This is a genomic window from Nonlabens sp. (assembly GCF_047636915.1).
GTDB lineage: Bacteria > Bacteroidota > Bacteroidia > Flavobacteriales > Flavobacteriaceae > Nonlabens.
Genome location: NZ_JBLIGN010000010.1, coordinates 22,626 through 46,933, shown reverse-complemented (window position 1 = coordinate 46,933; position 24,308 = coordinate 22,626). Strand labels below are relative to the sequence as shown.

The 24,308-nt window shown below is 37.0% G+C and carries 18 protein-coding genes; 9 read left to right on the top strand and 9 right to left on the bottom strand.

Annotation, left to right across the window (positions count from 1 at the left end):
• The first annotated feature begins 55 nt into the window (after positions 1-55).
• Positions 56-817, top strand: a complete 762-nt coding sequence (locus tag ACJAT0_RS03255) for a bacteriorhodopsin-like (protein WP_415180500.1) — start codon at positions 56-58, stop codon at positions 815-817.
• A gap of 900 nt (positions 818-1,717) precedes the next feature.
• Here ACJAT0_RS03255 and ACJAT0_RS03250 read toward each other — a convergent pair.
• From ACJAT0_RS03250 to ACJAT0_RS03235, 4 genes are all read right to left on the bottom strand, one after another.
• A complete protein-coding gene (locus tag ACJAT0_RS03250; RefSeq protein WP_415180499.1) occupies positions 1,718-3,016 on the bottom strand; it encodes a T9SS type A sorting domain-containing protein in 1,299 nt (432 codons plus the stop codon).
• Positions 3,017-3,192: 176 nt separating this feature from the next.
• Positions 3,193-3,624 (bottom strand): FKBP-type peptidyl-prolyl cis-trans isomerase, encoded by a 432-nt coding sequence (locus ACJAT0_RS03245; protein ID WP_374004123.1) that lies wholly within the window; start codon positions 3,622-3,624, stop codon positions 3,193-3,195.
• Positions 3,625-3,880: 256 nt separating this feature from the next.
• Entirely contained in the window at positions 3,881-4,165 is a 285-nt protein-coding gene (locus tag ACJAT0_RS03240; protein ID WP_415180498.1) for a two-component regulator propeller domain-containing protein, read from the bottom strand.
• 774 nt (positions 4,166-4,939) lie between these two features.
• Positions 4,940-5,203, bottom strand: coding sequence for a hypothetical protein (locus tag ACJAT0_RS03235; RefSeq protein ID WP_415180497.1), 264 nt, complete (start codon positions 5,201-5,203; stop codon positions 4,940-4,942).
• A gap of 452 nt (positions 5,204-5,655) precedes the next feature.
• Here ACJAT0_RS03235 and typA point away from each other — a divergent pair, with 452 nt between their 5' ends.
• Both typA and ACJAT0_RS03225 read left to right on the top strand, forming a co-directional pair.
• Positions 5,656-7,461: a translational GTPase TypA gene (gene typA, locus ACJAT0_RS03230; protein WP_415180496.1), complete on the top strand. Its 1,806-nt coding sequence runs from the start codon at positions 5,656-5,658 to the stop codon at positions 7,459-7,461.
• 275 nt (positions 7,462-7,736) lie between these two features.
• Positions 7,737-8,063 (top strand): YegP family protein, encoded by a 327-nt coding sequence (locus ACJAT0_RS03225; RefSeq protein WP_415180495.1) that lies wholly within the window; start codon positions 7,737-7,739, stop codon positions 8,061-8,063.
• Between the two features lie 243 nt (positions 8,064-8,306).
• Here the strand turns inward: ACJAT0_RS03225 and ACJAT0_RS03220 are convergent, their stop codons facing one another.
• Positions 8,307-8,519: a hypothetical protein gene (locus ACJAT0_RS03220; protein ID WP_415180494.1), complete on the bottom strand. Its 213-nt coding sequence runs from the start codon at positions 8,517-8,519 to the stop codon at positions 8,307-8,309.
• Positions 8,520-9,189: 670 nt separating this feature from the next.
• Here ACJAT0_RS03220 and ACJAT0_RS03215 point away from each other — a divergent pair.
• The 4 genes from ACJAT0_RS03215 (at position 9,190) to ACJAT0_RS03200 (ending at position 13,627) form a co-directional block, all read left to right on the top strand.
• Positions 9,190-9,843 (top strand): flavin reductase family protein, encoded by a 654-nt coding sequence (locus tag ACJAT0_RS03215; RefSeq protein ID WP_415180493.1) that lies wholly within the window; start codon positions 9,190-9,192, stop codon positions 9,841-9,843.
• Between the two features lie 197 nt (positions 9,844-10,040).
• Positions 10,041-10,184 (top strand): DUF2256 domain-containing protein, encoded by a 144-nt coding sequence (locus ACJAT0_RS03210; protein WP_415180492.1) that lies wholly within the window; start codon positions 10,041-10,043, stop codon positions 10,182-10,184.
• Positions 10,185-10,461: 277 nt separating this feature from the next.
• Positions 10,462-11,790 carry a DASH family cryptochrome gene (locus tag ACJAT0_RS03205; protein ID WP_415180491.1) on the top strand — a complete coding sequence of 443 codons (1,329 nt, stop codon included), beginning with the start codon at positions 10,462-10,464 and terminating at the stop codon, positions 11,788-11,790.
• A gap of 295 nt (positions 11,791-12,085) precedes the next feature.
• On the top strand, positions 12,086-13,627 hold the full coding sequence (locus tag ACJAT0_RS03200) for a cryptochrome/photolyase family protein (protein ID WP_415180490.1): 1,542 nt from the start codon (positions 12,086-12,088) through the stop codon (positions 13,625-13,627).
• 418 nt (positions 13,628-14,045) lie between these two features.
• On the opposite strand, the gene ACJAT0_RS03195 is transcribed toward ACJAT0_RS03200, so the two are convergent.
• The 4 genes from ACJAT0_RS03195 to ACJAT0_RS03180 all read right to left on the bottom strand — a co-directional run bounded on the left by ACJAT0_RS03195 (position 14,046) and on the right by ACJAT0_RS03180 (position 19,802).
• Positions 14,046-14,597 carry a type 1 periplasmic binding fold superfamily protein gene (locus tag ACJAT0_RS03195; RefSeq protein WP_415180489.1) on the bottom strand — a complete coding sequence of 184 codons (552 nt, stop codon included), beginning with the start codon at positions 14,595-14,597 and terminating at the stop codon, positions 14,046-14,048.
• Between the two features lie 47 nt (positions 14,598-14,644).
• Positions 14,645-17,110 carry a TonB-dependent receptor gene (locus tag ACJAT0_RS03190; RefSeq protein WP_415180488.1) on the bottom strand — a complete coding sequence of 822 codons (2,466 nt, stop codon included), beginning with the start codon at positions 17,108-17,110 and terminating at the stop codon, positions 14,645-14,647.
• A 391-nt stretch (positions 17,111-17,501) separates the two neighbouring features.
• The gene (locus tag ACJAT0_RS03185; RefSeq protein ID WP_415180487.1) at positions 17,502-17,798 is read right to left on the bottom strand and encodes a hypothetical protein; all 297 of its coding nucleotides are present in this window, start codon (positions 17,796-17,798) and stop codon (positions 17,502-17,504) included.
• Positions 17,799-17,840: 42 nt separating this feature from the next.
• Entirely contained in the window at positions 17,841-19,802 is a 1,962-nt protein-coding gene (locus tag ACJAT0_RS03180; RefSeq protein ID WP_415180486.1) for a putative porin, read from the bottom strand.
• Between the two features lie 529 nt (positions 19,803-20,331).
• Between ACJAT0_RS03180 and ACJAT0_RS03175 the strand changes: the two genes are divergently transcribed.
• Together ACJAT0_RS03175 and ACJAT0_RS03170 are read left to right on the top strand one after the other, a co-directional pair.
• On the top strand, positions 20,332-20,931 hold the full coding sequence (locus ACJAT0_RS03175; protein WP_374004107.1) for a ribonuclease HII: 600 nt from the start codon (positions 20,332-20,334) through the stop codon (positions 20,929-20,931).
• Positions 20,932-21,147: 216 nt separating this feature from the next.
• Entirely contained in the window at positions 21,148-23,580 is a 2,433-nt protein-coding gene (locus ACJAT0_RS03170) for a hypothetical protein (RefSeq protein ID WP_415180485.1), read from the top strand.
• Positions 23,581-24,308 lie beyond the last annotated feature (728 nt).

Here is a 24,308-nt window from a genome sequence, read left to right as displayed (position 1 = left end):
TAAACAACTTTAACTATTACGTTGTACCTTTACTGTAATATAAAAACCAATAATTATGAATAATTTACTTTTAAATCTTGAGGTAGCGAAAATGGCTACCGATGACTACGTAGGATTTACGTTTTTCATTGGAAGCATGGCCATGATGGCAGCAAGTGCTTTCTTCTTTTTATCCCTGAGTCAATTTGACAGCAAGTGGCGAACTTCTGTTTTAGTTTCAGGTCTAATTACCTTTATTGCAGCTGTGCATTATTTCTATATGCGTGATTATTATGCTGCTTTCAACGAGTCTCCTACATTCTTCAGATATGTAGACTGGACATTAACAGTGCCACTTATGTGTGTTGAATTTTACTTGATACTTAAAGTTGCTGGTGCAAAACTAGGACTTATGTGGAAATTAATTTTCTTATCTGTAGTAATGCTAACAACTGGATATTTCGGTGAAGTTGTTGCACTAGGAAATCCTACTGCTCAATGGGTATGGGGTCTTGCATCTGGAATTGCTTACTTTTTAATAGTTTACATCATATGGTTTGGTGAGGCTAAGAAACTTGCTGTTGCAGCTGGTGGAGCAGTATTGAAAGCACATAACGTGTTGTGCTGGTTCGTATTAGTAGGATGGGCAATCTACCCACTTGGTTACATTTTAGGTACTGAGGGAGGTTTATTCGGTCTACAATTAGTTGAAGATCCAAAAGTAGCTCAAGAGGCAATGGACGTTGTTTACAACATCGGTGATGCTATCAATAAGATAGGTTTTGGTCTTGTAATCTTTGGTCTAGCCGCTGCTTCATCTAAGAAGTCAGAAGCATAGTATTAAATCAACAACCACATTAAAAAGGCTCCTTAGAAATAAGGAGCCTTTTTTTATGTATTCTAGTCAGTTGATCTCATTTTTATAAGTGCTTATTATAATAAGTTATATCAGCTTATTTCTAAACTGATATATCATAAATTCACTGGTGTTTGAAAGTTGTAAAACTTAGACCTAATCATTTGTTGTAGTTGGTAATCCTATGGTTAACACGGACTTTATCAATGGAATAAGTCTATTTTAAATACCGATTCTTCTTGCGGTATTCTATTGATTCTTTTTCACATCTTTCCTTATCTGACTTGCGCATAGTTTAAGGCATACTCATCTGTTTGGCCTATTTTTATTTCCCCGTCGAAATCAAAAAAAGCCTGTTTGTTATTTGCAGTTGTTATAGCAATGAGTGTATGGGAATACTCAGCAATTAGAGTTATCTAAATCGAAAGTGTACATTATTGGAGCTTCTCCTTTTAATAATCATGATCGGCAAGTATGTCTTTATTTTTAGAGGGATGGAAAAGTATTGCGAAATTTATTTTCAGATCATACAACCAGAACAGTGGCTTTTCCAACTACTTTAGCAACCCTACTTTCTGATACGTTTGAAATTTATAGAATGGTTCGTGTTGGATTCAGGTAAAAAAAATAGAGCCTTCGTTACTTTTAGTTTTTCCAATCAAACTAAAGGTTAAAAGCAGCGATTTATACTTGGGATCTTGCTGTTCAATGGGTATTATGAATAGACATAAAAGATAAATGACTATTTATTTTTGAAGGTAAGTTACTCAATTTTGGAAGTTAAAGACCTTTCCTTTATAGACGAATTGTGTTGCATTCATTTTGGATTAATTCATACATAACACTTTAATTAAAAATAGAATAAGACAGGCTGTTATAAAATTAATCGATAACCAATTTCTTTAAATAATCTCCATTGGCTGTAGTAACGCTTAAAAAATAAACACCAGATTTTAAATCGCTTACCGGTATTTTAAAGTAGGCATCATTATGCTTATTTAGTAGCTTTAAGACTTTTGCACCGCTGAGATTGTATAAGTAAGCTGTTTGAATAGAACTTTTATCTTCTAACAATTCAAATTCCAATATATCACTTACTGGATTAGAAAACAAAACGAGTCGATTATTTATATCTTCTATGCTCGCAGTTACACAAGATATAGGGGTTCCCATCTCTTCCATAAACGAGCCATTTGAAACACTCCACTGTATCCAGTTACCACCAGAGCCTGTTTGCCAATCGTTCAAATCAAAAAAGTTAGCGCCACTACCAGTCCCTTTAATTTGATACACTTTTAGAGCTGCTCCATCATAATTCCATGTGAGTGGAGTAGAAGGAGCACAATTTTCAGGTGTGGGATTGACAAGCTCACAGTTAGATTGTATAAAATATGCATTATCATCATTAGAAGGATGATCACCATAAACTCTGGCTATACCATTCGGATTAATACATACGGATGTGTACTCGTCACAAGCTATGGCTTTTATGGCAATGCCAGTATCGGTATAAGTTCTGGCCATAAAACTACTGATGCGACCTTTGCGATCTGGACTATCAAAATGTGTATCTGTGATGGTCTGTTGTAGATGAATGTTATTTAAAAAAGGTGTATTACTAATAGTAGCGTTTGAGGCATAAGGATTATTAAGAGCTGTGGTAGAAGTTATCGTTCCGTTTTGAGCGCTAAAATAATATTCTCCCATAATAGCCATACCTGCACTAGTGCCACCTATAACTATATTGCGTTGTGTAATTGCATTGTTAAGTGCTATAGACAAAGGACTATCCCTAAACTGACTTACATAATCCCACTGGTTGCCACCTGCAAACCATATCGCTTCTGCCTGATTGATTTTTTGAATCACATAAGCATCATGACTGGCCGCAGCCGTATGGCATACAATGGTTTCTACAGAGTTTACACTACTATTTAGAGTCGTGTATAAATAGGTATTGTATCCATCACTGCCAGAAGCTCTTAAGACAACTATATCGCCACCGTTTGCTCGTTGTAAAAACCAGCGCATGGCATTGTCATCTTCAGTTGCTCCACCCATTAGACAAACGCCACCGGCAGGATTAGTAACAAGGTCTGTACTGCTTCCTGTTTTATAAGAGGTATAATTCTGGCTTAAACTTAAAAAGGGAATTAACAAAAAAAGGAATTGTTTGAGCATAATATTTTTATGGTTAAAGATAACTCGTGCAGCTTGTAAAGTTATAAATTGTTTTAAAATAAAATAAACTGCTTTTTTAGTAGGGATGATGAAGGCAGTCTGATCTAATTGACTCCATAAAAAAAGCCCATCGAGAAAGATCTCGATGGGCTTTACTATATAAATAGGAGTGAAGATTAGTGAATCTCCACTACTTCTAGTTCAAATACTAGGTCTTGTCCAGCAAGTGGATGGTTTGCATCTACTATGATGTGATCTTCCTCAACTTGAGCTACACGCAACTGGCGTTCTGTACCATCAGGGTTCTTAGAAACAAGTCCCATACCTACCTCTGGCTTTACTTCCTGTGGCAATTGATCTAAAGGTATTTTATGAAAAAGATCTTCCATGATCTCTCCGTAGGCTTCTTCCTTTGGGATCTCAATGGTTTTTTTCTCATTAACTTTCATGTCTACGAGACCTTTTTCAAAACCTGGTATCAATGAACCTTGACCCAATTGAGCCTCTAATGGCTCTCTTTCAGTACTGGTGTCAAAAACTTGTCCGTTTGCTTTTAATTTTCCTGTGTAGTGCACCTTTACAGTGTCATTTGCTTTTACTTGACTCATAAAATTTGATATTTTGTATCGATACAAAGGTATGATTTACAAACGTCTGACAAAATTGAGGGAGTAATAATCCCTTTAAATTAAGAAAGACTTAACGGTTGAGAGGCAAAACGGTGTTTTCCTATATTGATAATGGCATGCAAAATACATAAGATCGAAGTCTTTTTTAAATTCTGCTTTCGCAAAAGCGTAATAAGCTGGAACATCAACAGACAGTGGTCAGCTATTTTAGGATGTATCTGTTCTGATATCGTTTTTAAATATTCGTGTCAATTTTAAACCAACTTAACACTACAATTATAGTTTGTCTGGTCTGATGGGTCACATCATTTTTAGTCATGTAATGAAACCTATCGCCATCAAAATTAAATAACCTCATGCAGCCACTTAGCCATATCCTTCCTTTTTTATCTTGATAAATGGATTGGACGGTATTAGTCAAAAGAACGTCTTTTGTAGAGTAATTAGCAAATGAAGTTCTGTGGTATAGGTAACTGCCATTATTTTCTACAGGAAACCATATTACCTTGTTGATCTTCATACATACGCCATACTTATTCACCTGTTATATCGCCGTCTTTTGTAAAAAGATGCATTGAGCTGGCGCCTTTATATTTATATGCACCGCAGTTCGTAGTAAACCACATAGTTCTTTTGCTATCTTTCATAATGCGGTGCACTATTTTTCTGTTGGTCATCCCTCTTAAAGGGACAGGCGCCTTGCAAAGTACCTATTCATAGCAGCCCTTTACTATCAATGGTAAAACTTATAAATTCTTGACGGGAAGGCCATTTTCTCTGTTTTATTGGTAAACACATTCCATTTTATTATGTGAGTCCCTTGTTTGTGGCAAACCATGGATCAATATTTGTATCCTCTAGAATGGTACGAACAGCTTCCCCCACCAAAACTATTATTTCTTAAGAAATAACCCAACGATTCCCCATCAAAATGCATTACGCCATAACCATTTGTTCCCACCTATAGATTCCCTTTAGAATCTTCAAAATGCAACGTACAAATGCGCTTAATGCAACAGGCTGATTAGAGATCACGTCATAATCAAATCCTTTTTTTGTTTGGGATAGCTCTATTTTTAGTAGGTTTCTCCATTGATATAACTTTGTCTTGTGGATTGATATTTGTTTCTTTTTACTGTTGCAAGAGCTAAGGAATACGGAAGAGAAGACTAATAATGGGAGTTTTATGTTTTTTGTAGCTGGACTTTTTTTTTACAAATGGAAGTTGGTATAATGGAATAAATCAAAAGTCTTCAACTTACTCTTGTTGTGAATTGCTTACGGTTCTTATTTTTTATTGCATCTGACGAAAGCTGCGAGAGTGATGCATTGCTTCAACTTCCGAGATATTTATAGAATGTTGGTGTGAATTGCTTTTGGTTCCTCCTTTTATTAATAGTTTGAAGTCTGGCGCAGTTCGTAAAGACGCAAGCAATTCGCCATAAGTATTATTCTGTGTAAAAACATTCAAAGCGGCCTTAACGGAGCGCTTTTCATGGAATAAATTTTCTGCTTTCTTCAATTTCTTCCAACAAAGCTCTTCAACAACTATTGGCATAAGCAAGCACTTATCAGGGAGATTATAAGTCTAAGAAAACAGATGTTGATGATCTCGTATTTTCTGGGTATTACGTCTTTACGCGCTCTAATTATAAGCAAATGTTTTTGGTGTTGATTGGGAATTAGTGCCGTAAGAACTTTGCAGTATAAAATATTTTGCAGTATAAAATATGCTGTATCTGAATGTAACCTATAGAATGACACAGAAGCAGAGAAGCTGGAAGCAATATTGCTATTGCAAAAGGGAACAGTTAAAAAAATAAAAGCAATTGTTGAAAATCAAAGGTTTTTCCAGCAGAGTGAAAAACTCCTTTTTCTTGGAGAGGTGAAGGTGAGGTAAGAAGAGGCTTTGAGAATCAAGCTGTTAATGGTAACGATCATTTAACGTAATAACGCTCTTAAAATCAATAAATAACAGTATTTTTGCAGCCGCTTAGAAGCACTTATTTTATGAAAGATATTAGAAACATCGCGATTATTGCTCACGTAGACCACGGTAAGACTACGTTAGTAGATAAGATTTTACACCACTGTGAAACCTTCCGTGAGAATGAAGCTACCGGAGACTTAATCCTTGATAACAACGATATTGAACGGGAACGCGGGATTACCATCCTTGCAAAGAACGTATCAGTAATGTACAAAGGAACTAAGATCAATATCATCGATACTCCTGGTCACGCCGATTTTGGTGGAGAGGTGGAACGTGTATTGAACATGGCAGACGGTGTGCTACTTCTAGTAGATGCATTTGAAGGACCGATGCCTCAAACGCGTTTTGTATTGCAAAAAGCTATCGACTTAGGGTTAAAGCCTTGTGTGGTGGTGAACAAAGTAGATAAAGAAAACTGTACTCCAGATGAGGTACATGAGTTGGTTTTTGACTTGATGTTCGAACTGGGTGCTGAAGAATGGCAACTGGACTTTCCTACCGTTTACGGTAGTGCAAAGAACAACTGGATGTCTCTAGACTGGAAAGATGAAACGACTGATATTGAGCCATTATTAGATATGGTTCTTGAACATGTGCCTGCTCCCGTTGTGGAAGAAGGATCAACTCAAATATTGATTACTTCTTTAGATTTCTCTAATTACACCGGTCGTATCGCGATAGGTAGAGTGAAGAGAGGTTCTATTAAGGAAGGCCAAAACGTTTCTTTATGCAAGCGTGATGGTTCTGTCACTAAAACTAAAGTGAAAGAGGTATATGTCTTTGACGGTATGGGAAAAGCTAAAACGGATGAAGTGAAGGCTGGTGATATTTGTGCGATTGTAGGATTGGAAGGTTTTGAAATAGGCGATACCGTTGCTGATTTTGAAAATCCTGAAGCCTTGCCAACGATTGCTATTGATGAGCCTACGATGAGTATGTTGTTTACGATTAACGATTCTCCTTTCTTCGGTAAGGATGGTAAATTTGTAACATCTCGTCACATTAATGACCGCTTAACTAAAGAACTAGAAAAGAATCTTGCCTTACAAGTACACGATACTGGTGCAGCTGATAAATTTATGGTTTTCGGTCGTGGTGTATTACACCTTTCTGTATTGATTGAAACGATGCGTCGGGAAGGTTATGAATTACAGATAGGACAGCCACAAGTAATTATAAAAGAAATTGACGGTGTAAAATGTGAGCCTATTGAAGAGCTTACCATTGACTTACCTGATGACGTAAGTGGTAAAGCTGTCGAAATGGTAACCTTGAGAAAAGGAGAAATGACCAGTATGGCGCCTAAAGGGCAACGTATGGTTTGTCAATTTAAAATTCCTTCTCGTGGTATTATAGGATTGCGTAATCAATTGATCACAGCTACAGCTGGAGAAGCGATTATGAACCACCGTTTTGTAGGTTTTGAACCATATAAAGGCGCTATCCAAGGTCGTACTAACGGTTCTATGATCTCTATGGAAAAAGGGATGTCTATTCCTTATTCTATGGATAAATTACAAGATCGTGGTAAATTCTTTATCTATCCAGGTGAAGAAATTTACGGTGGTCAGGTAGTAGGAGAAAACTCTAGACCAGATGATCTAGCAGTTAACCTTACGAAAACTAAGAAGCTTTCTAACGTACGTAGTGCTGGTAACGATGACAAAGTAAAGATCGCTCCACCTGTAAAGTTTACTCTTGAAGAAGCTTTAGAATACATTCAAAAGGATGAATACGTTGAGGTAACGCCTAATTTCTTAAGATTGCGTAAAGTAATTCTAGATGAAGGCCAGCGTAAACGCAGTGGAAAACAAATCTCCTAATCCTATAGTAAGGATGGAAATATTAAAAAGACCGTCTGAAAAGACGGTCTTTTTTTATGGGAGTAATGTTTGTGTTCTATAACTACTTCGATTCACTCATTACGACACCTAAAAAGAGAATTCTAAAACAGGAAATGCTACCGCTGATTTACACCTGTAAAAGTGCTGTGATATAGAAAGCTTGCAAAAAGGGTCAGAGAGAAGGTTTTAGCACTCATTATTCCTACATACCAGACTCATTCCTTACCTTTATCTCGTCAATACAAAATACAAACATGGGAAAATTTGAAGTTTATAAAAATAAGTCAGGAGAATTTCGTTTCAGGTTAAAAGCAGGAAACGGGCAAACGATTCTAGCCAGTGAAGGTTACAATACTAAAGCAGCTCGCGATAATGGAATAGAATCGGTACGCAAGAACGCTCCAGATGAAAATCGGTATACCAATGGAGTTAGTACGTCCAGCCAGTCTTATTTTAACCTTACCGAAACTAATGGTCAGGTTATAGGTAAAAGCGAAATGTACGAGTCAGAAAATACTCGTGATAGCGGCATTCAAAGCGTTATGAAAAATGCGCCAGATGCTGAAGTGGTGGACTCTTAGAGATGTATTTCATGCTATAGAAAAATCCTTTTTCATGCTATTGAAAAGGGATTTTTTTATTTCCTATCCAAAAATTAATTAAATGTCAAGTCGTTGCATAACGGCTTCGCTACATTCTGTCTCAATAGCTGTTTAAAACCAGTGAGTTTGCCTTTCAAGTATTAGGATCAATCGAGCTATTTCTCATGGCGAATCCTCACAAGTTTAAGATTTTCAAGTTCAAATTCAAGTTCAAGTTCGAATTCAATTTCCTTTCCTCGCCTTCAATTCAAACAAACTAGGACTCAAACCGTCTTTGGTATAATAAAGTCCGTCATCATTCAATTCCATATCAGGAAATACGTCATAAGGACTGCCATCGTGCTCTGCAAATAATTCTACAGTTAGACCTGCCTCAAGTAAGGACTGGATCACCTCGCTTAGAGAATGGTTCCATCCGTACTCTTTAGAGATCATTTTTGAATTAGGATCTGCATAGGTGACGGGATATTCATCGTAGATGGTTTCATTTTGTGAATAATGATATTTTAAAGTGGGTTTTTCTTCACTCTAGTCAAACATCCATAAAATAGGATGGAACTCTACCATATAAAAAACGCCGCCAGGCTGTAATCTTTGGGCTATTATTTGAGCCCAAGGTTTTAAATCTGGCAACCAACCTGTGACTCCGTAACGGGTAAAACAATATCAAATTGTTGCTTTATATGTTGTGACGTTTCTAATACATTGTAGCGTACTAAGTGGGTGGGAATTTTTAATGCTAGGCTCAAAGTTTTGCAAGCTCGATAGCCTTGTCAGAGATATACACTGCTGTTATTTGCGCTCTATTGTTTGCCCAGCTCAAGGAATCTTGTTCGAAGTGACACTGTAAATGTAATAAGCTCTTTCCTTTTACATCTTTTAATGCGTCGATTTCACAACGTTTTAATGAGTTTCTCGCTTTCGCGAAAGCCTGCTTATCATAAAATTTTCTTTTTTAATGAATACCTGTTTTGGTATTCCAAGTTTCTTTGTTGATCTCAAAAGCCTTTTCTATATCCATAGCAGCAATTTAATAAAGTTTAAACACCTTAAAAGCCTGCTACACTCGTGTATTGTTCTACCTTTGAGAAAGATAGTTAATCAAATGAAACACATCAACCATAAGGAACTTCAAAGTTACGAGCGGATTTATAGAGCTAATTTAGTGAATAGTGTTACTGGATTTAAGAGTGCCAACCTTCTAGCCACGAGATCAAAAGACGGTGTAGATAATGTAGCTATCTTTAGTAGTGTTACCCATTTGGGAAGTGATCCAGCATTGTTCAGTTTTGTGCAACGACCTTTAGGACACGGAGCAGGACATACGTATTATAACCTGAAAGAAACGGGTAAAATAACGCTGAATCATATTCCAGTATCTTTAGTAAATGTAGCACATCAATCCAGTGCCAAATATGATAAAAATATTTCAGAATTTGAGGAATTAGAAATTGAAAAGCTAGAACGAGATGGGTATGCAGTGCCATTTGTAAAAGAATCTCCAGTGCAATTAGTGGCAGAATATGTGAACGAATATTACCTAGAAGAGAACAATTGTATTCTAGTTATTTGTAAAATTACAGAGGTCTTCCTTGACCCAGATATCTTGCATGAAGATGGCTGGTTGGATTTAGGAAAGGCGGGAACCGTCACTATAAACGGTCTCGATGGTTATGCTGCTGCAAAAACAGAGAAACGACTTTCTTATGCTCAAGTGGATAAAAAGTTATATGAAATTTCTCTAAAAACAGGAAATTAATCAGTGTTTATAAAAAATCAGTTGAATAATTTTATAACTGTGTGTCATAACAAATAAGTTACTTGTAATCATTTTTTTTTATTTAAAAAGTTTTCTAGTAAGGTATACCCTACTAAAACGATTTAAATAAAGTTACACCTGTGCGGTACAGGTATTGAGAGTAATTTAAATAGAGTTCCGCCTGTGCGGAAAATGTTATGGCACAAAAAGCACGAAACCAGCACCAACTACCTACTAAAGTATGTCCCGTTTGCAACCGCGAATTTACTTGGCGTAAAAAGTGGGAAAAGAATTGGGAAACAGTTAAGTATTGCAGTAAGAAGTGCAGTTCTAATAAATGATTTGTTGATGTAACCCTTCACTTATTTGGAAGGAAGAACATAGGATAGGTGCAATACTAGTTGATATAGTGTCATCGCTAGATGGCGTTTCCCCCTTTAAAAATTTATGAACTGCACCTAGATCTGTAAGGTTTTCTCTTGGAAAAGAACTTATACATCTGTAAAGATGTGGTCGGTCAATGGTACAAATAATTCATTGTGATACATCTTTAAATTATAGTAAAGACATTGTAAAAACAGCACAGCTGTTTTATAACAACTTGATAAATAATAATATATGAACAACCTTATCTGGTTTAGAAATGATTTAAGAATACAGGATAATCAAAGCTTAAAAGCGGCATGTGAGAATGACGGAAGCGTAATTGCAGCCTATTGTTTTGATCCTGCTTTTTATAAAGAAGGCTGCTTTGATTTAGGTATTGATATACCCTTTGGTAAAACAGGAAAATACCGAGCACAATTTATTAGAGAAGCTTTAGCAGATTTGCGCTCTAGTCTAGAAAAGCACGGTATTCCGCTTTTAATCTTTCACGCCACACCAGCTGAAGTATTTCCAGAATTGATGGAGAAGCAGGATATATCCAATATCTTCCTTCAAAAGGAATGGACTCGTGATGAGTTACAACAAGAAGAGGACTTAGGAATAGCTCTGGAGAAAGCGGGACTTAAAGAGAAGGTAAAAGGGCATCGTTTTTACGACCAGTTTTTGTACCACCCGGATGAAGTTCCTTTTGAGACTTGGAAGCAAGTGCCTAAAGTCTTTACTGAATTCCGTAAAAAATGCGAAAAGCAAGCTAAAGTTAGAGCACTAGTAGACATTACCGGTTATTTGCAAGTTGCACTAGAAGTAGAGCAAACCACTATTCCAACTCTCACAGAATTAGGATTAGAAGAGTTTGCAAAGGACAGCCGAAGTGCTTTTCCTTGGGACGGTGGTGAAACAGCAGTATGGGAACGTCTGGATCATTATTTTTGGCAAACGAAGAAACTTCAATATTATAAAAAGACGAGAAACGGCCTGATAGGTATCGATTACAGCAGTAAGTTTAGTGCATGGCTGGCTATAGGTTGTATATCTGCGAGGCAAATTTATTGGGAAGTAACCCGATTTGAAAAAGAAATTAAGAAAAATCAAGACACGTATTGGCTTATTTTTGAATTGGTATGGCGTGACTTCTTTAAGTATGTGTCCTTAAAGCACAAGGATCAAATATTTCAGATAGGAGGGATTTTACAAAACGATTACGAGTGGAAATCCAATGAGCGCGAACTCAAAAAATGGATGGAAGGAGAAACACATGAGCCTTTTGTAAACGCAAATATGAAGGAACTGGCTTCTACCGGATTTATGAGTAATCGCGGTCGCCAAAATGTTGCTAGTTATTGGTCCATGCATAAAGAGCAAGACTGGAGAATAGGAGCTGCTTATTTTGAGCACATTCTTATCGATTATGATGTACATTCCAATTACGGCAACTGGATGTATAATAGTGGTGTGGGAAATGATCCAAGAAATAGAACATTTAATATACAATTTCAAGCCAGCCGCTATGATGCCGATGGCAAGTTCCAAAAACTGTGGTTGCAAGATGAATTGTTTTAGAAACGAATCAGAGACGGAACTTGAATTCGAACTGGAAATAAGCGATGGCAGATCTTGTGAGATTTTGCCATAATGGAAATCAGTACTTAAAAGAGATTGTGGCTAAGGCAACCGCAGCGGTTTTAAACGGTACGACGGATCAAAAACGCAACAGCCATTAAACAGTTGTTGGTTTAAAAAATTATCGAGATGATAAGCTAGCTAAGTTGTCTTGAGACGGCTTAGCAAGAAAAACTTTTCTGCTAAGGCTTGGCAGAAAAATAAAACGTATTGCAACGGCTTTACAAAATAAAATATGAAAACTTTACGACTGGTATTAGGAGATCAACTTAACCATAAACACTCTTGGTTTGAAGAAGATCAAAAGAATGTGATTTATTTCATGGCAGAAATGCGTCAAGAAACAGATTATGTGACCCATCACATTCAGAAAGTAGTGGCTTACTTTATGGCGATGCGTAGTTTTAATTCTTGGATCCAAGAGCGCGGTTGGAAGAGCGTTTATTACCACCTGGACGATAAAAATAATACTCAGGATCTCGTACAAAATCTACAACAACTCATCAAAGACCACCAGATTGAAAAGTTCGAATATCTAGCGCCAGATGAATGGCGATTGGACCAACAGTTAATCAATTTTTGTAAATCATTGGACATAGAGTGGCAAGGTTATGACACGGAGCATTTCTTGACCAAAAGAAAAGATGTGGAAAAGTTTTTTGAGGGAAAAAAACGCTGGACCATGGAATACTTTTACCGCGATATGCGTAAGAAATACGATATCATGATCGAAGGTGATAAAGAACCAGAAGGCGGTAAATGGAATTACGATCAGAGCAATCGCAATAAATGGGATGAGAAAACAGCCATTCCTCCAGAGAAAGCTTTTAAAAAGGAAGTTTCTGAAATTACGGACTTGTTGGAAAAAGAAGGAGTGAAAACCATAGGTCGTATCGACCCTTCTAAATTTGATTGGCCCACAACACGCCAGGAGGGATTAGAGGTGTTGGATTACTTTTGTGCGCATTTGTTGGTGCATTTTGGCGATTTCCAAGACGCCATGCATACCGATCAGGATTTTCTATTTCACTCCAGAATAAGTTTTGCAATGAATTGCAAACTCCTATCTCCTACAGAAGTAATTCAGACTGTTTTATCTCGCTTTCGCGAAAGCGAAACACCAGTCATAGATATCTCCCAGGTAGAGGGATTTATAAGACAAATTTTAGGTTGGCGCGAGTTCATGCGTGGGATTTACTGGGCTGAAATGCCAGGATATCAAACTAAGAATGCATTAGAAAACAGAAACAAACTTCCAGAATTCTACTGGACGGGAGACACTAAAATGAATTGTCTGAAGCATTCCATTAATAACTCGCTAGATAACGCTTACGCACATCACATACAGCGGTTGATGATAACTGGTAATTACGCGCTGCTTACCATGACAGATCCTAGTTATGTGGATGAGTGGTATCTGGGAATTTACATCGACGCCATAGAATGGGTGGAAATCACCAATACCAGAGGGATGTCTCAATGGGCAGATGGCGGCATTGTTGCCACTAAACCATATGTTTCCAGCGGTAGTTACATCAATAAAATGAGTAACTATTGCAAAGGTTGTGCGTACAAAGTAACTAAAAAGAAGGCCGAAGAAGACGCTTGTCCCTTTAACTCGTTATACTGGAATTTCCTTGCCGAAAAACAAGAACATTTTAAAGGAAATCAACGCATGAATATGATGATGGCATTGCTCAGAAAAATGGATCCTGAGTTGTTGCAAAAGCATCAGGCCAAAGCACAGGATGTGATTGAAAATCCAGAGAAGTATTGATAACTATTACATTTAAAATGAGTGTGCTGAAGTTGGGTTTTAAATTGAGATCGTGCTCTTCCATTTAAAACCTGGGCAGAACTTTTTTGTAGGTTACGTATCTATTTAAATTAATAATTTTGAAAATCTTGATGCTACTCCTTTTGAGTACGGTATAGCTCTGGAATCAAGCGATCAAAAAATCTTTATTCCTAAAGGAAATACTCTAGCCTATTACATTAGAATTCGTTTGGATTACGGATTCTGGAATCCGGAACAACGCGGGTCTTTTGGTACCGAAGAATTGGATCTTCTGGAGGACTAGGTATTAAAAACAGGAAGTAGGATTGTTTTTTAAACGGAATTTATAAGAATCAAAAAAGCCCATCAAAGCAATAATTACTTCAATAGGCTTTAAATAATAGGTAATCCAGGTAATTTACTCTACCGCTAAAGTAAAACTCACTTGCACATCAGTCTCACCGCCAGCACCAGATAAAGTGTTGTCGTTAGGCTTGGTAGGTTCGTGACGCAGTACTACTGTTAACGTTCCCGTTCCTACGGCTCCAGTCTGTAATGTGGTGATCACTCCTAGCGGATTGCCATTTGCGTCAAGGTCTATTTTTGTGATAGAGAAATCGGCTAAACTAGAACTGTAAAACACCTCATGCTCATCTCCTTCTTCAATCACTTCTTCTGTGATATTTTCAGTGGGCGCAATGGATTCATTAAGAAATCTAATACTTCCGTCATAAGAAGTATTTGCGTTGATCGTACCCGTAATCGTGATCACTGGATCGTCAGGTCCGTCGCCATCTATATCGACAGATGTAAACAGGATGACATTTGCGGCATCAGTGGAGCTGGTCAATTCTAATTCTACAGTGGTAATCAGTTCTTCTTCATTGATGATTTGTACTTCATCGTCATCCGTACAGGACGTCATACATAATAAAGCCACTAGACTTAATACAGGGATGGAATTTTTCATGGTTTTCATTTTTTTTGTTGTTTTCATTGTTTTCATTTTTATTGTTTTTAAAAGTTATAGATAATTTGTAATTGAAGGTCTCTTCCTATTTCGTCTGCATAAAAACGCTGTCGGTTGAGGTAATTGCGGTACTGGCTATTTAATAAATTGTTTACGGTGAGGTTGATTTTGGTATTCGCTTTCGCGAAAGCGTAACTAGCACCCACATTCCATAAACTATAAGCAGCCGGAGTGCTAGAAATATCTACCGTAGAGGTAATGAGTTGTCCTTCATCATTAGGGATACTAACTGGGAAGTTGTTATCTGGAAACCTATTTTGTTGAAAAACAGCATGATTGGAAACGTAAAGATCGAAATTCTGTATACCAGCGTTGTACCAAGTGAGCTGCGTTTGGATTTGTGCTGGTGGCATGTCTATTAATGGCTCTTCATCGCTGGTGCTTGTTCCATGAATGTAGGACATGTTGGTTTCTAGGCTTAGAAGTTTTACGGCTTTATAAACGAGTTCATTGGGATGGGTATATCTCTTTTTAGCTGGTTTTTTGGTCCAAAAATCATAACTCGCATGAAGGTCAATACCATATAATCTAGCGTTAATTTGCTCGTATTGAAACACAGGAAAAGCACCGCGAATAGTTGTTTCCAATCCGGTAGGAACTAATTGTATAAAGTCATTTACAAAGTTGAGATAAGGATTGATTTCCAAATCCAAACGTCCTTTATTTACATGAAAAGCAGTATTGATTTTATAGGATTGTTCTTTTCTTAAATCCAGCCTTCCCAATTCAATCGTTGCCAAGGCATGATGCAATCCGTCACTGAACAATTCGCTGGGATTAGGTGCGCGGTTAGCACTACTTAAGTTAATAGAAAGATCGTAGTCTGTGTTAAACTCATATTTTGCTCCAGCTGTAAAAGCAAATAAATCGTATTGAAATTCGGGCTGGGTCTTTATTTGATTGCCTTCTCTGCCTATTTCAAAAGAAGCAAATTGCTCGTCATAGCCTAAATCTTCCCAACGGCTTTGTAAGTAGAACTTAGTAGCGTTGATGTGGTAGCGATCGTATCGCAACCCAGCATCCAGCACCCAATTCTCAGAAGGATTATGGGTAACGCTGGTAAACGCACCCACTTTATTTGCATTATAATCTGGAATCAACCTTCTAACTTCTGTTGCTGCATCAGGTCTGTTCACCTGGGTCATGTAATCTATACCAGCTTCATAAATGGTGTTTTCAAAAGCATCTACCATAGCGTATACACTTATGTTTTGTGTTTGTAGATCCATGTCTAGAGAAGCACGGCCTGCATTTTCACCGCGCCTGATGTCAAATTCCTTTCGGTTATTAAACTGAAAGGAATAGTCCATACTCAATTTACCTAATCCAGCAAATCGTTTAAAAGCATTGAATTGCAACCCATGATGTGCCACTTGTTGTTTAGGCGCTTCGATATTGTAGGTAAAGTCATTTATAATAAGTGGTTGTCCGGAGTTGATGCTGCGTACTAAATCACTGGCATTTCCTATATGTGATGCTCTTAGGATGCCTATTTCGCTTTGGTAGTAGGAATACTTGGCACTAGCCCCATATTCAAATGTTTTGAAGCCTATACCCAACTTAACTGCGGTGGTTTCACTTCCTGTATTGCTCAAAACATAATCTGGCGCTTCAAAATCTCCTAGCTTTTTGTAGGTAAGTGTTGCCTGCTGGTACCATCCAGATTTTCGGTAATTATTAACGGTAGTCGTCGCACTGCCGCCACGACCATTAGTCTGCCCTTGCATGATGGCGTGACCATTTAAGGTGTCTTTTGCAATCACGCGAGCAGGTGTTATAAGAATGGTGCCACCTATCGCATCGCCACCATAACGCAAGGCACTGGCTCCTTTTATAACTTCAATAGTACTCGCCGTATTGATATCTATATTGGGCGCGTGTTCCACACCCCATTCTTGATCTTGTTGCCGCATTCCGTCATTTACGATGGCTACACGACTTCCATAAAGTCCGTGAATAATAGGTTTTACGACACTATTTCCTGTTTTGAGAGTACTAACTCCTGAGACGGTAGCCAGTGCATCACCTAAAGATGCGCCGCTGTATTGTTGAATAGTTTTGGCCTTGATTCTCGTGCTGGATTGTGTGTTGGAATGATTGTCATGCACATCGGCCAGTATTTTCATTTCTTTTAGGTCATTGATATGGTGTTCTAAAGTGATGTGGAGTGTCTTATTTTGATCAATTTTAATTTCTGTTTTTTTGGTGTCACAATCATAATGTGAGATGCTTATATTATAATTTCCAGGACATAAATCTGTGATTTCATAAGATCCATCTGATTTTGAGATGTAGGTCTTTTGAAGTTGTTCCACATAAATTTGAGCCAACTCTAGCGGTTGGGAATCGTGAAAATCTGTTATTTTACCTTGGAGTACAAGGGTGCATTCTTGTGCATGGGTATAACAAAAGCTTGCTAATAAAGCTATCGCTACGAGAGGTTTCGTAAACATGTTGGAAGTTTAAATTTTACAAGTTCTATTGGAAAAATTCGTTGAAGAATTTGAATTTTATTTCTGTTAGAATAATTTAAAAAATTTAAGAATAATGATTTGTACTAAACTGATGGAAGTACAACTAACATCTTATTTTTTAAGATACGAGCAACAGAAAAAAAAGTAAATAGACGCGAGGTTTTCAGTTCGAAATTGTTTGAATATGTATCAGGTAGGCGAGATACTCAACTGATAAGGGGTACAGCCGTTTAAGATGAAAGAAGAGGCGTAAATAATTTAAATTGTTTTTTAATCAGATAACTTATAAAAAATATGCTGTAGCTTCACTACAGCTCTTTTTTTAAAGAAATACGAGTAAAAAAGAAACAAAATAGGCTGCTTTTCTAATCTAGAAGCTTATAATTGAAGCTGGTGGAGGTCTTGTGGTGTGGACAATTGGCTGAGATTCCGCTTTCGCGAAAGCGATATCAATAACAACTTTTTCTTTACTACTAACAAATACAGAGGGATGGAAATCCAGTTGTGGTGCTAGGTCATAAGACTGCGATTGAAAATTGTGTGCAATTAAACAAATGTCACAACCTATGCTGTCGTCATCATGAGAAAACTCATGGACAATGGAAATTTGCATCGCTGTAAAGAGCAACAACAAAAAAGAAGCGATTATAGATTTGCGTATAGCCACGCTCAAAGATAAGGCGTTGTATTGCTAATTAAAGCTAAAAGTTTACAAAAAGAAATTCCATACCAGCCCAAAACGAATCGCAAAGTCACGATATGGATTTCGAGGAGCACTGAAATAATTGGTATCACCTGCAAAAAGCTGGTTGGCGTGTTCTAGCTTAAAGAAGATTCTGGTCTGTCTAATCTTTGCATTTACAAAAATATCTACCATAGGAAAGCCTCCTAATTGGTCTGTATTCTGACTGTAGAACTCTCCTAAAACAGGATCGTAACCATCCATGTTGTATTCGGTGAAATATTTGGCTGTAATCCCTGTTTGAAGCAACAATGCTTTTTTGAACAACCGGTTTTTATAGTAGAATGTACTGCGAGCGGTGAGGTCTGGTACGTTAATAATATCATCTGTTGGAGTGACATTTTGGTACATTATTGTATTGTCAAATCCAAAGTGTCTTAAAAAGGTGATGTCTTTACTTATTTTAATTTTCAGGTAGGTAATAGATTCGCTCGCTTGAAGTGGTGTAGCGTTATAGCCAGTAACTTCATCATTAGCATTAGTGATCAAACTTTGGGCAAAATATACATGATCCTGCAGGGTAGTAAAGGTTACTTGAGCATTTACATATTTCTCAGATGCTATGTTAAAGCTCAATTCCTGTTTCTCTATGTTATTGAAGTTGTTTTGCCAGTTGTAATTGAGGTAATCACTTTGATGCAGTGTATAATTAAAATCTGGCGCTCTAGAACTGATTGCAAGACCTGCTTTTACATCAAAATCTTGGAACTTATAAGATGCTTGCCCATTGAAAAACTGCCCATCTACTGCACCAGCGATATTCACGCCACCGTTTGCAGTGACATCAAATTTACCAATGCGTTTTGCAAACTCAGCTTTGAACTGGTACAATTCTCCTATCAATCTATTGGTAATGGTACCGCTACCTTGATTGATCAAGCGATCGTAACCGTAGTTGTATTTATGTCGGGCAACGCCAGCTTTATAAAACCCAAATATATGGTGGTCATAAGAGGCACCAGCCTCTATCATTCCTTCTTCTAGGTTGGTTTTATCTTGTAGGTTAGAAGAAACATATGCCTCGCCTAGAAAAGCTTCGTCGGCACTAGTTTGTGAAAATTGATAAAATTTATCTTCGTAATAAGCTTTACTGTAAATGCGACCACTGTAGTAAGAAGTGCTGTCTTTCTTTCCTATGACTTCATAATCCTGATCTATATAAAAACGTTTTCCATCTAGTAAACTTTCTGCATTGGTAAGGTTAGGTTCTAGCCTTGCTCTATTTTGAAAATCGGTAGATTCATTCATAAATCCTTCGAGAGATGCTGACTCCAGGCCGCCGTTTTCTTCATTAAAATGATCTTGAAAAGTCGTGTGAATTCTCAAACGGTAGCGTTTGTTTTTTGAAGTGTAATGGGTAGTAATTTTAAAATTACCAGAACTGGTTAAGGTATGGACATAATCTCCTGCGCTCCGCACTCCTTTATAACTGATAGAGAAATTAAACTGTGGTGATAAATTTGAGGTGAAAAGAGCTTCTAATTGTTGTCCTTGGTTCACAACGGTTTTAAAGTACAGATCGCTTAATGGAGTAGGGACGTGGTAATCGAGAATGTCTTCTATCTCATAATAACCTTGATGCCTTGCTCTAGAACCCAATCTTGGTGACAGTAGTTCAAGATCAAAACTTTTACCTAATTCGTTATACGGTTGACCAACGTTATGAAACGGCATGTATTCAAAGTCGTCTTTACGAAGGTAATTGAATTTGAAATCTTTTGCCATGGTAAGCGTGGTGTCTAGAAAAGTAGTATCTCGCTTTTGGGATATGATAAGGTAGTCTGTAATGGGTGGTTTTTCTCCTTCTACGGTCACCTCTTTATTGGAGATCGATCTATTTGGATCGTTTCTGTTTTGCAGAGGCGCTTTTTCCCTTTGACCCAAAAGGCTTAACGGCATCAAAAATAATAATAAGAAAAGTCGTTTCATAAAAAGTACTACAAGCAGTATTCAAAAGTAATACCTATTTTAATTTTAAGTGGGCTAATAAGAAGCGAAGTTGCTTTTTTGATGCAGCGGGCTGTGAATAAGTTTTATAGCCATCGTTATCCAATGGCCGTTTTATACCAAATGTAACATCAAATGCCGTTATAAATTGTTTTGCCGAAACGAGTTCAGCAACCGCTTTTTTATTTTTCCATCGTTGAATAATAAAACCCTAGCTACCGCTATACTTTTATTTTAGGCCTTTTTAAAACAAAAAATAATTTTATTTAGTATACAGATATTTAAAATTCAAATTGGTACTGTTCCAAAAGAGCCTCTGTAAATCATTTTTTTTAGCTGTTTTGGTTTGATAATTCCATTTATCCATTTGGTATTTTAAAATAAAAAGAGTGTCCATTATAAAGAGCAGGATACAACATAAAAGGAACAAGTTTAGAAGGTATAATTATAGGGATCATCGGTAATAGTAATTTAAACGATTTTAAACTGCTGCTATTATGTACTTTTGAAAATGTTATTAAATCAAATTCATAAAAACATCCTAGAATGTGGTACCGATGAGGCTGGTCGTGGCTGTCTTTCTGGTCCTGTAACCGCTGCAGCCGTAATCTTACCCTTAGATTTTCAATGTGAATTATTAGATGATAGCAAGAAACTTTCGCGAAAGCGTAGGTATTTATTAAGAACTTTGATAGAGCGAGAGGCATTAGATTATCATGTGTCTCATGTAATGATGGAAAAGATAGACGAGATCAATATCTTACAAGCGAGTCTGCTTGCCATGCATCAAGCCATAGATGGATTGAAATTGCGTCCAAAACATATTGCCGTAGATGGTAATAAATTCAATGCCTATCCAGGAATTCTGGCAACTACGGTTGTAAAAGGGGATGGTAAATACTTACACATTGCAGCAGCATCCATACTCGCTAAGACCTATCGGGATGATTTCATGTCGCGCATCGCTCAAGAGCATCCAGAATACGATTGGGAAAATAACCAAGGGTATCCCACTAAAAAGCACCGGGAGGCGATCAGGCAATATGGAGCAACACCATACCATCGCATGACTTTTAGATTGCTGCCAGATCAGTTGACATTAGATGAATAAGTTGTTGGGGTTTATAGCGTCTAGAATGATAATCCTATTTATTTTTGCAACTAACTTGTTGGCACTTTTACGCCTGCTAAAAAACAACTCTTTTAAGGGTGTCTTTGTGTCTTTACATTAGGATGCTGTGTGGCTAAAAAAATATGTTATTTACAATTAAAAGGTTTAATTTTTGCTGGATTACAAAAGTTGAAACGAGTTCCTTAAATAATTTCTATGCGCAACCTAATTGCCTTTATTATTATTGCTTCTACACTCCTCAGTTGTGCAGGAGATTCAAAGATCAATCGAGATCTTATCAATCGCATTCCTACGGATTCTAAAATTATTGTCCATACCGATAATTTTGAAGATCTGGATCAATTTTTTAGTGGGAATGAGTTGTACAGTACCCTGTCAGGTCTTTCTCGTTTTCAGGAAATACATAAAGCTAGTTCTTTTCTCAAGGATTATGACCTTTTAGATGATTCCTTAATCGCTCTGAGTATGGAAGGTAAAAATGAAGTGGTGATCACACTGATTACCTCACTTATTGAAAAGAAAGCCGACTCTACTGACTTTACTACAGTTATTAAATACAATAACGTGGATATCATTAAAACTCAAAAAAAAGATTTTAGTTATTATTCTATCAATCACAAAGGAGTACATCTAGCGAGTTCCTCTCGATTGGTTCTAGAAAGTTTAGTGCGTAGAGATGTCACTAATTACCTGTTTGACGATGGTTTTGAGCAGATATACAATAGAACTAAAAGTGGCAATACGTTCTATGTAAACGCAACTGAAAAAAAATGGGTGGAGCAATTTCTATTAGGAAGCAATATAAGCGATGCTGGTAATCATGCGCAATGGTATCAGTTAGAAGGTCAAACTGGCGATTTTGCTCTCCAATTAGACGGTGTGATTACTTATAAAGACAGTTTAAAAATGGATCATGATCTGTACAACAACATAGAAGTTACTGAAAATCACATTCAAGAAATTGTGCCAGTAAGTCTGCGTACTTTGAAATCGGTTACCTATAAAAATCCTTCTCAACTTATAGATAATTTAAGGAGGTATCATAGCAATGACGTGAAAGTGGGAAGCCAGCTGATGAGTATTCTTGATCATACGCAAGAAATGAGTGAGGTAGTTTTAGAAAAGTCTAGTGCTTTGGTCTTCACCTTAGCTCCTTATGAGACTATTTTCATGAACTTAGACAGTTTATCAACGTTTCAATTTACCTACCGCGACAATAGGGTTTACGAGCTGGCTCATCCCTTAAAAACACATGCTATACAGCCACTGGTTCAAGCTAAGGAATACAAATTTGTGACGGTAATAGATCAACACCTCCTCTTTTCACAAAGTGCCACAACATTAGAAGAACTTATATCTAATTACCAGAATAAAACGGTTCTTGCTGAGCAGTCTTGGTGGAAAAAGGCGAGTGAATCATTAAGTAGCAGTTGTAGTTTATTGAAAATAACTAGTCTGAAAGAATTCAAGGATGAAGCTCAAAATGCTGCCAAAGAAGATGTGAAGCTTATTAATAAACTCAGTGAAAATGATTTTCCGTTGATTATTAGTCAGTATGTTCATGAAGATGAATATGCTCATTTTCACATGATTATTCCGTTAGCTAGTAATTTCAGTATGAACCAGCAAGTCAGTCAACTAGGAAGTTACAAGTCGCCTAAAAAGATCATAGCAGGCCCCTTTTTATTTCCTAATCATTTGAGTAAACGACACGATGTAGCTTTTCAAGATGAAGATTTCACGCTACATCTCTTATCAGAAAGCGGTAAAAAATGGTGGAGTAAAAAGTTGGATGGACTTATTTTAGGAGAAATAGAAGCTATTGATGCTTATAAAAATGGCCGTAAACAACTAGTTTTTGCGACTGGGAATTCCGTTTATTTTGTGGATAGAAACGGTAAGGATGTGAATGCCTATCCTGTGAAATTTAAAGATCCTATCACGCAACCTTTGAGCGTTTTTGACTATGACTCAAGGCGTGATTATCGATTTCTAGTTACTCAGGGGAAAGAACTAATCATGTTGGATAGAGATGGGAAAACGGTAGATGGATTTACCTATAAAAAAGCAGATGAGATCACCACACAGCCCAAACACTTTAGAGTAGGGACCAAAGATTTTATTGCTTTTGCAAAAGCAGATCACTCCATTGCACTTTTAAGTAGAACTGGCGGTATAAGAACTAAAGTAAAGGATAAACCGAAGCTAAATACAGAACTCTTTTTCCATAAGAATAAGGCCATAGCTTTTACAAAAGAAGGAAAATTAATGCAGTTAGATTTGGTGAATGGTAATATTAAATATACAGGATCTTATCGAAACGACGCATCACTTGATGCCAATTCAAAAATTAAATTGATTCAAAATAACAACGAACTTATAATCAACGGTAACGCTATAAGTTTGCCCTATGGTACCTATCTGCCAGCAAAAATCACCAGCTTATCTAGTGGCGATTTCGTTCATCTTATTGAAACGGTAGAACACAAGGTGTATGTCTTAGATAAAAATGGTGAGGTTCTTTCTTCTTTGCCCGTTTATGGAAAGTCTAAAAGCGCAGTGGCACAATCTCATAACCGTTATCTAACCACGCTTGATGGTGATGATGTGATTATTTATAAGTGGTAAGAATTTGTGCCGTGAAAAGGAATGGATACCGCTGATATCCATTCCATATTTAAAAATTAATTTGGTGTTACTTCGGCATACTTATCACAGGTGTTGTAAAAACAGAGAATCAACATGTTCTATTTATAGGTACAGATTTCGATAATCCGTTTTGAATGTGGTAAGCTTGAACAATCGAGTTCGTAGAACAGGCATTTTTAAATCCTGTTAAGGTGTTATAGCCTAGAAGTTTATAGTGGCAAAAGAATTTCAATCAATTATGCCATTATGCACACTTTTAATTATTGATTTTTTTAATACATTGTCTAAATGAGGCTTTCGAGGTTCTACAAGTCATCTAGCAAGACTGAGCATTTTTTGGAACTCGATCAGACCGCTATATGCGAGTCAAATAGGTAACGTATTCTAAATCCTTTGCTATACGCGGCACTTAAAATTGTGTAAAGAGAGGTGTTTTGGTTTCCCGTTGGGGTGGTTTTGATAGGCAAGTGTCAAGCGTATGGAATAGGTAGAAACTTTTTATGAAGGTAGATTTTAAAAAGCATTAAGGAGGTGGCTTATGTTTTACACTGCTTAATAATCAACATTCTTATGCTTTCTATATAAAAGTACCTGATTTGCCGTATGGCGTTGGTCAAATTGTTAAAATTATTTCATTTATATCGGTCAAATACGAGTTATTAATAATTAAGAACAATAAAAACCGAGAACAAGAATTAAAAAGGTAC